This window comes from Lacticaseibacillus sp. YLM2-1, assembly GCF_056583465.1.
The window spans coordinates 1,007,315-1,020,171 of sequence record NZ_CM152617.1 but is presented as its reverse complement, the minus strand read 5'-3'; the positions used below and the strand labels follow the sequence as shown (position 1 = coordinate 1,020,171).

13 protein-coding genes are annotated in these 12,857 nt (G+C 45.9%); 7 read left to right on the top strand and 6 right to left on the bottom strand.

The genetic code is table 11. The features are described from left to right. Positions 1-75: 75 nt before the first annotated feature. Both AC07KQ_RS04915 and AC07KQ_RS04910 read left to right on the top strand, forming a co-directional pair. Positions 76-969 carry a Cof-type HAD-IIB family hydrolase gene (locus AC07KQ_RS04915; RefSeq protein WP_003569675.1) on the top strand — a complete coding sequence of 298 codons (894 nt, stop codon included), beginning with the start codon at positions 76-78 and terminating at the stop codon, positions 967-969. 90 nt (positions 970-1,059) lie between these two features. Then, positions 1,060-1,566, top strand: coding sequence for an LURP-one-related family protein (locus AC07KQ_RS04910; protein ID WP_003569673.1), 507 nt, complete (start codon positions 1,060-1,062; stop codon positions 1,564-1,566). A 307-nt stretch (positions 1,567-1,873) separates the two neighbouring features. Here the strand turns inward: AC07KQ_RS04910 and AC07KQ_RS04905 are convergent, their stop codons facing one another. Continuing rightward, the gene (locus AC07KQ_RS04905; protein ID WP_003569672.1) at positions 1,874-2,455 is read right to left on the bottom strand and encodes a GNAT family N-acetyltransferase; all 582 of its coding nucleotides are present in this window, start codon (positions 2,453-2,455) and stop codon (positions 1,874-1,876) included. Positions 2,456-2,824: 369 nt separating this feature from the next. Here AC07KQ_RS04905 and AC07KQ_RS04900 point away from each other — a divergent pair, with 369 nt between their 5' ends. From AC07KQ_RS04900 to AC07KQ_RS04880, 5 genes are all read left to right on the top strand, one after another. Then, positions 2,825-3,886: an ABC transporter ATP-binding protein gene (locus tag AC07KQ_RS04900; protein WP_003593952.1), complete on the top strand. Its 1,062-nt coding sequence runs from the start codon at positions 2,825-2,827 to the stop codon at positions 3,884-3,886. Continuing rightward, the gene (locus AC07KQ_RS04895) at positions 3,876-4,769 is read left to right on the top strand and encodes a carbohydrate ABC transporter permease (protein ID WP_003564323.1); all 894 of its coding nucleotides are present in this window, start codon (positions 3,876-3,878) and stop codon (positions 4,767-4,769) included. Before AC07KQ_RS04900 ends, AC07KQ_RS04895 begins: the two co-directional genes overlap by 11 nt. A 15-nt stretch (positions 4,770-4,784) precedes the next feature. Beyond that, the gene (locus tag AC07KQ_RS04890; RefSeq protein ID WP_003569669.1) at positions 4,785-5,606 is read left to right on the top strand and encodes a carbohydrate ABC transporter permease; all 822 of its coding nucleotides are present in this window, start codon (positions 4,785-4,787) and stop codon (positions 5,604-5,606) included. Between the two features lie 9 nt (positions 5,607-5,615). Continuing rightward, a complete protein-coding gene (locus tag AC07KQ_RS04885; RefSeq protein WP_003564318.1) occupies positions 5,616-6,929 on the top strand; it encodes an ABC transporter substrate-binding protein in 1,314 nt (437 codons plus the stop codon). Positions 6,930-7,057: 128 nt separating this feature from the next. Further along, a complete protein-coding gene (locus tag AC07KQ_RS04880; RefSeq protein ID WP_013245581.1) occupies positions 7,058-8,299 on the top strand; it encodes an MBL fold metallo-hydrolase in 1,242 nt (413 codons plus the stop codon). Positions 8,300-8,692: 393 nt separating this feature from the next. Here AC07KQ_RS04880 and AC07KQ_RS04875 read toward each other — a convergent pair whose 3' ends face one another. The 5 genes from AC07KQ_RS04875 to AC07KQ_RS04855 all read right to left on the bottom strand — a co-directional run bounded on the left by AC07KQ_RS04875 (position 8,693) and on the right by AC07KQ_RS04855 (position 12,835). Beyond that, positions 8,693-8,881, bottom strand: a complete 189-nt coding sequence (locus AC07KQ_RS04875; protein WP_003564314.1) for a helix-turn-helix transcriptional regulator — start codon at positions 8,879-8,881, stop codon at positions 8,693-8,695. Then, the gene (locus tag AC07KQ_RS04870) at positions 8,871-9,173 is read right to left on the bottom strand and encodes a hypothetical protein (protein ID WP_013245580.1); all 303 of its coding nucleotides are present in this window, start codon (positions 9,171-9,173) and stop codon (positions 8,871-8,873) included. Before AC07KQ_RS04870 ends, AC07KQ_RS04875 begins: the two co-directional genes overlap by 11 nt. Before the next feature lie 137 nt (positions 9,174-9,310). Then, a complete protein-coding gene (locus tag AC07KQ_RS04865) occupies positions 9,311-10,168 on the bottom strand; it encodes a sugar ABC transporter permease (RefSeq protein WP_003564309.1) in 858 nt (285 codons plus the stop codon). A gap of 5 nt (positions 10,169-10,173) precedes the next feature. After that, a complete protein-coding gene (locus AC07KQ_RS04860) occupies positions 10,174-11,532 on the bottom strand; it encodes a carbohydrate ABC transporter permease (RefSeq protein ID WP_016386499.1) in 1,359 nt (452 codons plus the stop codon). 70 nt (positions 11,533-11,602) lie between these two features. After that, positions 11,603-12,835: an extracellular solute-binding protein gene (locus AC07KQ_RS04855; protein ID WP_013245579.1), complete on the bottom strand. Its 1,233-nt coding sequence runs from the start codon at positions 12,833-12,835 to the stop codon at positions 11,603-11,605. Positions 12,836-12,857 lie beyond the last annotated feature (22 nt).

Genomic DNA, 12,857 nt, shown 5'->3' with positions numbered 1-12,857 from the left:
GCTACCGGGAAACGCTTTTTCATGCTAGAATTGGAGGCGTAACCGCACCATGACAAACCGGAGGGAACAGTAAATATGATCAAACTTATCGCATCAGACATGGATGGCACACTTTTAAACGACAAAATGGAAGTTTCGGACGAAAACGCCCAAGCCATTCGTGACGCGCAAGCCGCTGGTATCGAATTTATGGTCGCAACTGGCCGCGGCGTCACCGAAGCTACACCGTTACTTGCCGCCCAAGATCTCAAACCAGCATTCATTACACTCAACGGCGCCATGGTTTTTGATGAGGCTGGCGAATTGGTGGTCACGATTCCAATTGCTAGTGACCTAAGTGATTTCATTGTCGAGACCTTGCAAAAGGACGACATCTATTTTGAAATCATCACCAACAAAGGCGTCTTCTCGGACAGCCGCGTCAAACGTATTCAAAATGTTGCCGATCTATTGGTTGATCTCAACCCAGATACAACCTACAAACTGGCGGTTGCGCTCGCAGCTGCACGGCTGGAAATCATGAACATCAATTACGTTAGTGACTATAAAGAACTGCTAGCCGACCCTACTATCCAAGTGATGAAAATCATTGCGTTTACTGGCGAGCAACGCGATATTTTGAAAGCACCAGCGAAGGTTTTTGAAGCCACCGGTAAATTAAGTGTCACCTCAAGCTCTGCGAATAACATTGAGGTCAACAACATCAAAGCGCAAAAAGGTTATGCTGTTGAAGCTTTCGCTAAGCAACGCGGTATTACCATGGATGAGGTCATGACAATCGGCGATAACTTGAATGACGCCAGCATGATCAAAATGGCCAAATATGGCATGGCGATGGGGAACGCCATCCCCGAAATCACCAAGCTCGCATGGGGCAGTACTGCCACTAATAGCGAAAACGGCGTTGCTCAGGCAATTCGCAAAGCCATTCGCATTAATAAGGCGGAAAAATCAAACGCTCAATTCTAATAATCATTGGCGCAGCGATAGTTTGCTGATTTTAATTTTTTAAACACAGGCGCCGCGCCGGTTCACGCTCACCATAAGGGAGGTTGGCCGATGGCGTTATATCTTGATATCAATGCTTTAAGCACGAGTAGTTTAAGTGTGGTCAAAACCGATAACGGCAAGCCGGCCTACATTCTAACTGGTCGGCACGGACTGATTAATGGTGGCTTCGATCTGAATACATTAAGCGGCGAACCGCTTGGATCCATTCGACAAAAAACGGTCAGCGTTTTCCCGCGCTATGATCTTTATATCGCCAATCGCAAGGTTGCCAGCGTCAAAAAAATGTTTGGGGTCTGGCATCAGTTCATCTTTATCTCAGATCTCAACTGGGTCGCCATGGGTAATCTTTTGAATAACCATTATCAAGTGTTTCATGGGGTCAAAACGATCTTCAGTGCTGAAGAAATTGCACCAGCAATCGTTAAGTTGACCATTCCCAATAACCGCGACATTCCAGCGGCCATTTTGTTAGCTGCTATCCTTGACCGCTTTCGCCATGTGGGTGTGGCCGATCCATTGAAGCGTTATGAATATGGGCTGGATTTCCCAGATTAAACGAAAAGAAAAGCTAAGACCATCATTCCTAGCTATCAAATAAAGACGACTGATTTTCCTCCATGGAATACCAGTCGTCTTTATTTCTCATTGCTATTTAGAGACCCTATTGCCAAGGCGGAGCACTCGTAGACCAGATGGCGTTCAACCGTACAACCTGTCCTTGGAGCCGATGTGATTAGGCAACTTCGAGACCGGTTTTTGGACTCGAAGTGCCGTCTCCACTCTGGCTGCGCGTCGCAAACATCTGGTCGGAGATTGCGGCGTTCGGCGGGCTAAGGGCTTTAGGCTAACCTATTGACTAACATTAAACTTCCTCGCCCACAACCGGCCGCAGCATATGATCGTATCGATGACTGCCAATCATCAACTCGCCGTGTTTAAGAAAACCATTGCGCTCATATAACTTTTTAGCCCGCGGATTCTGCTGATCCACGTTCAGACTAACCACTTTAGCGTGCCGAGCCCGGGCAACCGTATCGACTGCGTTTAATAATTTGGTTCCGATCCCATGTCCCTGCGCTGTCTCGGCGACTGCTAGCGTATCTAAATACCACTCGCCGGCATAAGTTTCGGTGTCTGAAAAAAGCGATGAATTTGGGGTCAATCCCAGCTTAGGCAACAACGGTTTTAAAGCATCGTCGATATGGGCTTCCTGCTCATGCAAATAGCCAACAGCAATCCCTTCAATCTGACCGTCCTGATCAGCCACCAACATTTGCGGGTAACCGTACCGGTAAGTTGGCAGTAAAAAGGCTTGTTCCAAAACCGAATACAGGGTCTTCTTAGGAACCTTCATTAACTGAGGAATTTCCATCTCCGTAAACACAATATCGATCAACGGTGCTACTTGCGGCGCATCGTCCGGTTTGCTTGGACGTATTATCAAAAAAATCGCTCCTCTTTTATTGGCGCTGAATGAACCGCCAATTTGCTGACACTCATCAGCAGCGAAAGCAGTTGGTTCAAGTTGCGCCTTTTGCATGCTTTCTATTATAGCAAAAAAGGCGAACATTCGCGTTGTGATGGCAATTAAACATAATCAAAATGTTTTTGGGCGAATGAGTCCATTTTTCAGTGAATCTGGGTTAAAATGTGAGAAGAGTTGTGTTTGCCTTCTCTAGATGTAGCTAATCATGGTGAAGCAACCACAATATCTTGTTCCAAATTTTCTCTTTGCGCGTTCTTACAGCCTTTGTTGCTGGAGACCGACGAACGGAGGTGAGGAGCAGAAAACTATTTGAAGGAGCGTACTGGGTTGAAAGTTACTTTCAAGGACGTCACGATGTCCTACGATGGCAAGACAGATACCCTGAAGGATCTGAACTTTACCATTCCCGATGGCACGCTGGTTTCCCTGCTGGGTCCTTCCGGCGGCGGTAAAACCACGACCCTGAATCTCATTTCCGGGTTGTTGTCCCCGACCGCTGGGCAAATCTTTTTTGGTGATACAGATGTGACTAAAAAAGATGCCTTAGCGCGTAAAGTTGGGATGGTATTTCAGAACTACAGTCTGTATCCGCATTTGTCAGTGTTGGACAATATCGCCTTTCCACTGAAAATGGCCAAGGTCAGCAAGGCTGAACGGCACGCCAAAGCCAAGGATCTTGCCAAACTGGTTCATGTTGAGGATCAGCTTGATAAGAAACCAGGAGCACTTTCTGGCGGCCAGCAACAGCGTGTCGCTATCGCACGTGCCTTAGCCAAGTCCCCTAGCCTATTGTTGCTAGATGAACCGTTGTCAAACCTTGACGCCCGGCTTCGAATTGAGATGCGCGAAGAAATTCGCCGAATTCAACGCGAAACCGGTGTTACCACGATTTTCGTGACCCATGACCAAGATGAAGCATTGCACATTTCTGATAACATCATGGTTTTGGCAAATGGTTCGATACAACAGTTCAGTTCCCCGCAAAAACTATACGAGCGACCGAACAATTTGTTCGTTGCTAAGTTTATCGGTGAGCCTGTGATCAACACCTTGCCAGCACAAGCGTTGACAACTGATCTAGCTAGCGCCGTGTCGGAAGATATTTTGAAGCAGGCAGTCACCGCGGGGATCCGTAGTGAAGCCATCATCCCTTATGATGCCGGCGACAATGTCCTAGCCAAGCTTCACGGCAAGATCACGCAAAGTTCTAAATATGGACGGGAAGCTACAGCCGATATTACTTATAACGGCGAGCACCTGTTGTCAACAGAAATGGCTGGTGTCGCAGCTAATCAACCAGATCTGGATTTCTATCTCACCAAGTCGGGTTTCTTTCTTTTTGACCAATCCGGCGCCTTGATTTTTGGTGGTGAAAGTCATGCTGAATGAAAAAGCAAGCCTAAAATCGACCGCCAAAGCAGCGCTGTATTTGCTGCCAATGCTGGTGATTACCATCACCTTCAATATCTGGCCGATTATTAACTCATTTCTGATGAGTTTGTACACGAAGTATGATTTTTATACTGATAAGGTCAGTGCTTGGGGCTTTGATAACTTTGTTTATCTTTGGAATGATCCTGATTTTCACTTGGCTGTGCGGAATACGCTGGTTTTTGTTGTCGGCGTGGTTCCGATCACTGTCATTTTATCCTTGATCATTGCCTTATTGCTAAACCAGGTGAAGATCATCTCCGGTTTCTTCAGAACCGTCTATTTCCTGCCGTTTGTCACCAGTACTGTGGCGATTGCGATGGTTTGGAATTGGATGTTCCACAGTAACTATGGGCTGATCAACTACTTTATGGGCTGGTTTGGTATCCATCCCATTAACTGGCTGACTGATCCGCATTATGCACTGCTGGCGCTGATCATTATGAGTATTTGGAAAAGTCTGGGCTTCAACATCATTCTTTTCTTGGTCGGTCTCAACAACATTGACCACGGGTATTACGAAGCCGCTGAAATCGATGGTGCCAACGCGCGTCAGCGATTTTGGAACATCACGATCCCGATGCTATCACCAATCACTTTCTTGGTTTCAGTTAACGGGATCATCGGCAGCTTCAAGGTGTTCGATGAAATCTTCGCCTTGTTCCAAGGCACGCCCGGACCAGGTAAAGCTGATTTGACAATTGTTTACTATCTGTACCAGAAATTTTATACCGAGTACAAGTATCCAATTGCTGCTGCGTCTGGGGTCGTGCTTTTCTTCCTCATCCTGCTAGTGACACTCGTGCAGTTGTGGTATTCCCGCAAGCACGTTCATTACTAAGGAGGAGGCAAAAACATGGCTAAAAAAATCAGTAAAATTCTGCTTTACCTGATTGTCATTTTAGGCGCGATCACCATGCTGATCCCCTTCTTATGGATGATCTCCACATCACTTAAAACGGCACCGGAAACGATTGCCGTTCCACCGATCTGGATCCCTAAGGTTCTACAATGGGGTAACTATGTCAAGGCGTGGAACGAAGCACCGTTTGGACAGTATTTCATTAATAGCACGATCGTCACTGTTATCACAACGGTCGGGCAGCTCTTTACCAGTATTCTTGCCGCTTTTGCTTTCGCTCGATTGAAGTTTTACGGCAAGAACCTCTTGTTCATTATTTTCCTCGGAACCATGATGATTCCAGGTGAAATGTTGATCATCCCTAACTTCGTGACCTTGTCACACTTAGGGCAAATTGACCATTACGGCGCTTTGATTCTGCCGTGGTTGGCCAGCTTCTTCACCGTTTTTACCTTGCGTCAGACTTTCCAATCAACACCGAATCAGATCTACTACGCTGCTAAAATCGATGGTGCGTCCGATTGGAAATATTTGTGGCAAGTGCTTGTCCCAATGAGCAAGTCAACGATTACCGCGGTCACCGTTCTTCAGGTGATTGGCTCATGGAATGCCTTCATGTGGCCATTGATCGTTACGAACTCTGACAAGATGCGTACCTTGCCAGTCGGCTTGCAGGCCTTCACGACCGATGCCGGCACGCAATATCAACTTCTGATGGCCGCTTCCACATTCGTCATCATTCCAATGGTTGTTTTGTATATCTTCTTGCAGAAGTACATTATTGCTGGGATTTCTAAAGCTGGATTGAAAGGATAATCTACCAAAATGAAAAAGCAAACTTGGGTAAAAGCATTACTTGCAATGTTCACCGTCGTTCTTGTCGCTGTTTTGACGGCTTGCGGCAGTAACAGCAGCAGCAAATCGAGTTCAAGTACCAAAAGTGATTCGGGCAAACGGGTGACGATCACTTTTTGGCACGGCATGAACGGTCCTTACCAAAAGGCTCTTGATCAAATCATCAATGATTTCAATAAGAGTCAGAAACAGTATAAAGTTGTCGGCACCGCGCAAGGTAACTACACCGCCTTGCAACAAAAGATCATGGCTGCAGCAAAATCTCGCAACCTGCCAACCATTGCCCAAACAACTTACACCACTGTTCCTGACTACGTGAAAAATGGTTTTATTTCCCCGCTTGATCAATACATGCTCAAAGGCGACGACAAGATGAGCAGCAGCGACTTGAAGGATATCTACCCAGCCTTCTTGTCCAGCTCCAAGTATCAAGGCAAGTATTACAGCGTGCCATTCTCCAAGTCCACACGTATTCTTTTCTACAATGAAGCACTGATGAAGAAATACAATATTGCCAAGCCAACCAGCTGGGAAGACATCAAAAAAGATGCCGATAAGCTGAAGGCAGACGGTATTGCCGCTATTGGTTTCGATAAGAGTTTTGATATGGAATTTGAAGGTCTGGCACGTCAGGCTGGCAATCCGTTAGTTTCAGCTGATCCGCTGAAAGCTAACTTGGATAGCAAGAAAACCTTAACTGCTGCTAACTTCATTATGGACATGGTTAACAGCGGCGAAGCCAAGACTGCCGGCGAAGACATTTACGGCGATAAGAACTTCACCGCTGGTAAAACACTCTTTTATGCTGGTTCAAGTGCCGGGATCACCAACATGAAGCAAAATGCACCGAAAGACTTCAAGTGGGGCACAATGCCGCTACCAAGCTACAAAGGCAAAAAGGCAACCGAACTTGCCGGTAATGATATCGTCCTCTTCAAGTCCGCATCTAGCGATAAGCAAAAAGGCGCTTGGGCATTCATGAAGTACCTGCTTTCTGAGAAGGAAACTTCCAAGTGGGCCCAATTGACTGGTTATGTGCCACTGCGTAAGTCCGCTGTTAAATCTGCTGACTTTAAGAAATATCTGAGTGCTAACCCAACTAGCCAAGCTGCAGTTGATTCTTTGGGCTTTGGCTTCCAATCCACCGCTTTCATCGGCTTCTCAGAATATCGTAACGATCTTCTTAATGCGGTTGATGCGATGCTGACTAAGCATGAAAAACCAGATCAGGCTTTGAAGACACTTCAGGGTCAAACTGAAACCATCATCAAGACAAACAAGTAATTGTTTGCTCCGCCTTGATCTTTGCCGAATCAGCTATGTGCTGATTCGGTTTTTGTTTGCTTTTCGGTAGCCGGCGGGGTACGCTTTAGTGTTCTCAAAATGATATTGAAACAATTGGAGGTAACACTGTGACAACAATTCGCTTTTTAAATGGGTTAAACACCATCGGCGGCAACATCGTCGAATTCGCAACTAAAACCAGCCGCGTTATCATGGACTTCGGCGTGGCTGCTGATCTCAGCAACGAAACAGTCAGCTCTGCCATCGATAATGGTAAATTGCCGCATGTGCCGGAACTATTTTTTGATCAACCAGACGTTTACACACATGAGGCCATCTTTATCTCACATCTGCACATTGACCACATGGGTGCATTGCAATATTTAAAGAAACCGATTCCGATTTATCTTTCGGAACCATCCTATAAGCTCTATCAACTGTTAATCAAACTAGGCATCGAAAAGCCAGTTGCAAATCTGCATCCGCTTGCCTATGAACAGCCCTTAACCATCGGTGACCTCACCGTAACAGGTTTCCACAGTGATCACGACGAGCCGGGCGTCATGGCGCTCCTAGTCGATGACGGCTCACGCCGCTACGCCCATTCTGGCGATGTCCGGCTAAATGGCCCGCATGCTGAACGGGTTCATGCCTGGGCCAAGCGATTTAACCAAGAAAAGCTAAGCTTGTTTATGTTGGAAGGCACCAGCTTCTCTTTTGATACAGCTGCACCAGTCGAAGATCAGGATCACCCCAGCATCCCATTGACCGAAATGAGCCTGCAGAAGCAATTTCAGACAGTGTTGGCGGAAAGCCCGACGCTTGTCGTCATCAATCCTTACATCCGCAATTACGAGCGTCTGTCGAGTTTTCAGGCCAGTGCACACACTGCCGGCCGTCAATTGGTGTGGGAACCTGATGACGCGGCTGTGCTGACCACCATGACCGATCAAAAACCCGATGCTATTCTTGGTCAAACAATCAGTCTGACGGACATTGCCCGTGATCCCCAACACTATGTCCTGCAAAATAGTTTTGACCATCTGGAACGACTGACTGACATGCCCATCACGACCTACATCCACAGTAACGGCGAGCCACTAGGCGATTACGACCCGCGGTTTGCGCAACTCAAAGACTGGCTAGAAGCGCATCACATCCCCTTGCAGTTCATGAATGCCTCGGGTCATGCTAGCCGTGAGGATTTAATTACTTTGGCGAAAGAAGTCAATCCTCGAACCATTGTGCCATGGCATAGCTTCCATCCGGAACGCGAAGCCGAAGCCTTGGATACCCAAACAAATGCCGCTGTGGTGCTTCCTGAAAGAGATTTGTACTATGATTTTGATGAGTTAAATGAAGAGGAGTAATCGTCAGCAGTAGTTGCTTCTTCAGTTTCTATCTAGAACTTATGATTTGTTAGATGCGGGATGATTTGGCACAAGCGTCAGACAAAAACGACTCCTGCCGTGCCAAACTCCGCAATCTCCGGCCAGATGGGGCTGGAACGCGGTGACGGCGCTTCGAGCCCAAAAACCGGTCTCGAAGTCGCCTAACAACATCAGCTCAAAAGCCCTTCGCTGTGTTGTTTGCACGGCTGAGCCCCATCTGGCCTCCGATTGCTCCGCCTTGGCACTGGAATCTTTAAACTATGACCTTTGATCTACAGTAAAACGAAAGAAGAGTGACTTTTCCGCCGCATACATGCGGTGATCGGAAAAAGTCACTCTTCTTTTTGTAGCCTTAAATAATTTTCAGCTTCTCTAATGTTGAAACAGTTGATCCACAGTCGTCTCCAAGCGTTCTGCAAGTGCGAAAGCTAAAGAAAGCGTTGGATCGTATTTATTATTCTCGATGGCATTAATTGTCTGCCGAGTTACATTCACCGCGTCAGCCAGTTCCTGTTGAGTCAATTGTTGGTGCGTTCTGAGTGCATGGATATTATTTTCCATGGAACATCAATCCAATGACACCCAAAGTTAAAAGAACCGCAATAAAGATAATGACTCCCATCAAAACTTTACTTGGTTCTTTATCTGTTTTATCCGCCCGATGCTTGAGCCATTCAAAAGTGCCAACCTGAATCACGATTGTAATACCAAGGACAACAGTTCCAAAGTTTAATTTGGACGATATCAGCATTTGGGAAATATTATAAAGTGCTAAGGCCGTAAACATGAAGGCAAATGCATATCTAATCGACTGATCTCTAAATTTAAGTTCCATCTCATCCATTTTCTTCATGATAATCACTCCCTTTGATGTCAAACCCTTTTGACATCTTCAGTATAATACTAGTTTTCTAAATGTCAAAACATTTTGACTTTTTGTAGCAAAAAAAATCGTCCTTGTTAAGAGGACGATCTTCCTTGACTGCCACATCAACCTTTATCTGCCCCAGCAGTAATACCGTTGACATAAAACTTCTGCATAATAACGAACAAGATGGTAATCGGAATCGCAATGATGACACAACCGGCGATAAACTGTGTAAAATACGTGGTCGAGGCGCCTTTTGTGCTGTGCAGCATGTTGTATAGCCCATAAGCAATCGTATAATTTTTGGCATTACCAGAAGACGAAAGAATAATGCCCGAGAAAATAAAATCAATCCATGGTCCAATAAATGCCATTAAAGCAGTGTACACGACAATTGGCCGTGACATGGGCAGCCCAATATGGGTGAATACTTGCCACTTAGTCGCCCCGTCAATTTCGGCGGCTTCATCAATTGCCCGCGGAATCGTATCAAAAAAACCTTTGGCAATATAGAAACCTAAGCCGGCACCGCCGACGTAAACCAAGATTAAACCGCCGAAATTCAGCATATTCAATCCTTTAAGAATGTAATACAAAGCAATCATGGCCATGAATCCGGGAAACATTCCGAGTATCAGCGCGATTTGCAGAAACGGCTTTCGTAACCGAAAGCGTAACCGCGATAACGCGTATGCCACAATAATCGTCACGAACGTTGATAGAATCGTTGAGACAACCGAAACGAAAAGCGTGTTGATAATCCAGTTAACAAACGGAAACTGGTCACTTGTAAAAATGCCAGTGTAATTACTGAGTGTGAATTTTCCCGGCCAAAAGGTCGACACAAACCCTGTATCATTGAAGGAAAAGCTGGCAAGAACAATCCAAATGATGGGAATCAACCAGACAACCGCTAAAATACTCAGCAATGTATAGCGAAAAATCAAGGACAGCCGGCGTTGTGTTTTGTATGACGTCATCTTGATCAGCCCTCCTTAAATGCATTTGTCCGACGATAAGCAATTAATGAAACGGTTGCGCTGATGATGAAGATCAGAATCCCCAACACCGCAGAAGCATTGTATCGCTGCGTTTGCCCAAAGGTTAAATTATACAGCCAGGTAACCAGTAAATCAGTTGAACCGGCACCGTTGTAATTATTATTCATCGGCAAGCCGCCAGTCAGTAAATAGATAACATTGAAGTTGTTGAGGTTACCAATGAATTGTTGGATCAAGGCTGGTGACATCACAAACAAAATTTGTGGAAAAGTGATGGCACGAAAAATCTGGAAAGCATTGGCACCATCAATTCGCGCGGCTTCAATTTGATCCTCAGGCAAGTTCTGGATAATTGCTGTTGAAACCAGCATGGAAACGGGAATCCCAATCCACATGTTCACAACGATCACCGTTACGCGCGCAACCAGCGGACTGGCGGATGCCCCGATAAAGTTAATCGGATGTTCAATCAAATGCCAGCCGAGTAAGATATTGTTCAATGGCCCCTGTAAATCTAAGAACTGCGCCATCATCAATAAGGATACGAATTGCGGGACAGCGTAGACAATCACGAAAATAGTCCGCCAAAAAGCTTTATGCTTGATATCTTTTGATTCGATCAGCAAAGCGAGCAAAACACCGAAGAAAAAAGTCGTCACAGTAGCACAAACCGCCCAAACCAGTGTCCAACCTAAGACCGGAAAGAAAGTACCGGCCAAATCTCCGCTTAAGACGTTGCCAAACGCCTGTAACCCGCTCCATGAGAACCCAATTGGATGGTGCGCATCATAATTCGTGAAGGCCATTGAGATCATGTAAATTGTCGGCAAAACCGTAAATGCAATGATCCCAAGTATCGGCAACATCAATAGCGTTGTGTGCAGACGGGTGTCTAACAGAGAAGCTAGTTCTTCACCATTGGTGGGCACATGTTGTTGCTCACGATGCAGCACATATAATTTACGAACCGACCGTAAATTAGCAATATATAGGACGACCATCGCAACCATCAGAATCAATGCCATGATGCCAAAAAGCAAAATCAGCACCGAATTATCTGGCAGTTTCGTGATATAAACCCCTTGAGCTTGATCAAACACAACCTGTTTGGTTTTGACTGCCCCGAGATTGCTTAACATCCTAAGCGCACTCGTGCCACTAAAAATCAACCAAAGCAGGAAAACCACTTCACTGACTAAATAAGCCGTTCCCTTGACCCACTGGCGGTTTTTGAGTTGACTGATTCCCATTAGGAAGAACGATGCCTTAGTTGCTGCATCCCCCTTTTTCCAGACTTCTCGATACGTCGCCTCAGGAGGTAAATGATTTTTTCTTCTAAACATACCTTCTCCTTATCAAACGAAAAGGTTGGACAGCTTAGCGTCCAACCTTCTGCTTGTGCCTCAACGTTGATTAGTTCGCTTTAGAGATATTTTTAACGAACGTATCGAGTTTCGTGCTGTATTGACTTGCAGGGATTGAACCGGTGTAAGCACCATTGATCAGTGGCGCCGCATCATTCCAGAAGGTCGCCATTTGCGGCATTTTTGGCATCAGGGTTGAATTGCCAGTCTTAGCCATTGTCATCACTGCACCAGCGACTGGATCACTGGCAACTTTGCTGCTCTTTTGGGCAGTTTTATCAACCGGAATCTGACCAGAATGATCATACACAATCAACTGTGATTCTTTATTGGTGATGAATGACGCTAAAGTGGCTGCCGCTTTTTGGTTTGATCCGGAAGCATGTGAGTTGACAGCAAAGGTTGCAATGCCCAAAAATGCTTGCATTTGAACGTCCTTGCCATCAAGTTTGATGGTTGGATAAGGCGCAACAGCAAAATTCTTACCTAAAATCTTTTTGATGTTCGCAGAATTCCACGGGCCATCAAGGATAGCGGCCGCCTTCCCGGACTTCAATTGATTCAGCGCATTAGAAGTTTGCATCACGCCTTTGTTGCTCTTTTGTTGGGCAAACCAGGCCATGGCTTGCTCGCCTTTAGCCGAATTGATGTCCGTCCCTTTGACGGTTTCGCCTGTCTTCCCATAAAGCTGCGTACCGGCAGACAAGAAAACCGGATAAAAATTGTAAGCATTCGTGAAGTCAGTGGCCAAGACGCCTTTTGCTGTCAGACCATCCCAGGTTTTCACATCATCCGCGGTTAACTTTGACTTGTTATAGTAAATCGTCTGGGCCTGTTCCGCAAACGGATAAGCAAACATCTTGCCTTTCCACGTTACCCCTTCGGATGCTACGGCAACATTGTTGTTTTTCACAGCTTTGGTGGCATCTGGAGAAAGCGGATTGATATAACCGGCCTCAGCCATTGAACCCAGCTGATCATTTGGCACTTCGAAAACATCAGCTGCCTTGGCAGGATCTTTGCCAACATCTGTCTTGGCATTCGCTGAACCATTTGGACTCTGCGTCACCTTAACTTTGACATCTGGATATTTTTTGTTGAAATTGGCCACAATTTTTTTGTAATAAGGCACCTGGGTGGTATCGACCCAGAGCTTCACACTCCCTGATACCTTCTTAGCATCAGTACTGGTTGAACTTGTCGACTTGCTGCTGCAGGCTGCTAGCAAGGTGACGGTGACAAGTGTGGCGCTTCCAATAAGTATCTTCTTCCATAACTTCATAATCGTTCCCCCTAAAATAAAC

Bases quoted from the DNA above. Each gene is read 5' to 3' on its own strand.
- AC07KQ_RS04915 (WP_003569675.1), top strand. From the start codon at position 76: ATGATCAAACTTATCGCATCAGACATGGATGGCACACTTTTAAACGAC.
- AC07KQ_RS04910 (WP_003569673.1), top strand. From the start codon at position 1,060: ATGGCGTTATATCTTGATATCAATGCTTTAAGCACGAGTAGTTTAAGT.
- AC07KQ_RS04895 (WP_003564323.1), top strand. From the start codon at position 3,876: ATGCTGAATGAAAAAGCAAGCCTAAAATCGACCGCCAAAGCAGCGCTG.
- AC07KQ_RS04890 (WP_003569669.1), top strand. From the start codon at position 4,785: ATGGCTAAAAAAATCAGTAAAATTCTGCTTTACCTGATTGTCATTTTA.
- AC07KQ_RS04885 (WP_003564318.1), top strand. From the start codon at position 5,616: ATGAAAAAGCAAACTTGGGTAAAAGCATTACTTGCAATGTTCACCGTC.
- AC07KQ_RS04875 (WP_003564314.1), bottom strand. From the start codon at position 8,881: ATGGAAAATAATATCCATGCACTCAGAACGCACCAACAATTGACTCAA.
- AC07KQ_RS04870 (WP_013245580.1), bottom strand. From the start codon at position 9,173: ATGAAGAAAATGGATGAGATGGAACTTAAATTTAGAGATCAGTCGATT.
- AC07KQ_RS04865 (WP_003564309.1), bottom strand. From the start codon at position 10,168: ATGACGTCATACAAAACACAACGCCGGCTGTCCTTGATTTTTCGCTAT.
- AC07KQ_RS04860 (WP_016386499.1), bottom strand. From the start codon at position 11,532: ATGTTTAGAAGAAAAAATCATTTACCTCCTGAGGCGACGTATCGAGAA.
- AC07KQ_RS04855 (WP_013245579.1), bottom strand. From the start codon at position 12,835: ATGAAGTTATGGAAGAAGATACTTATTGGAAGCGCCACACTTGTCACC.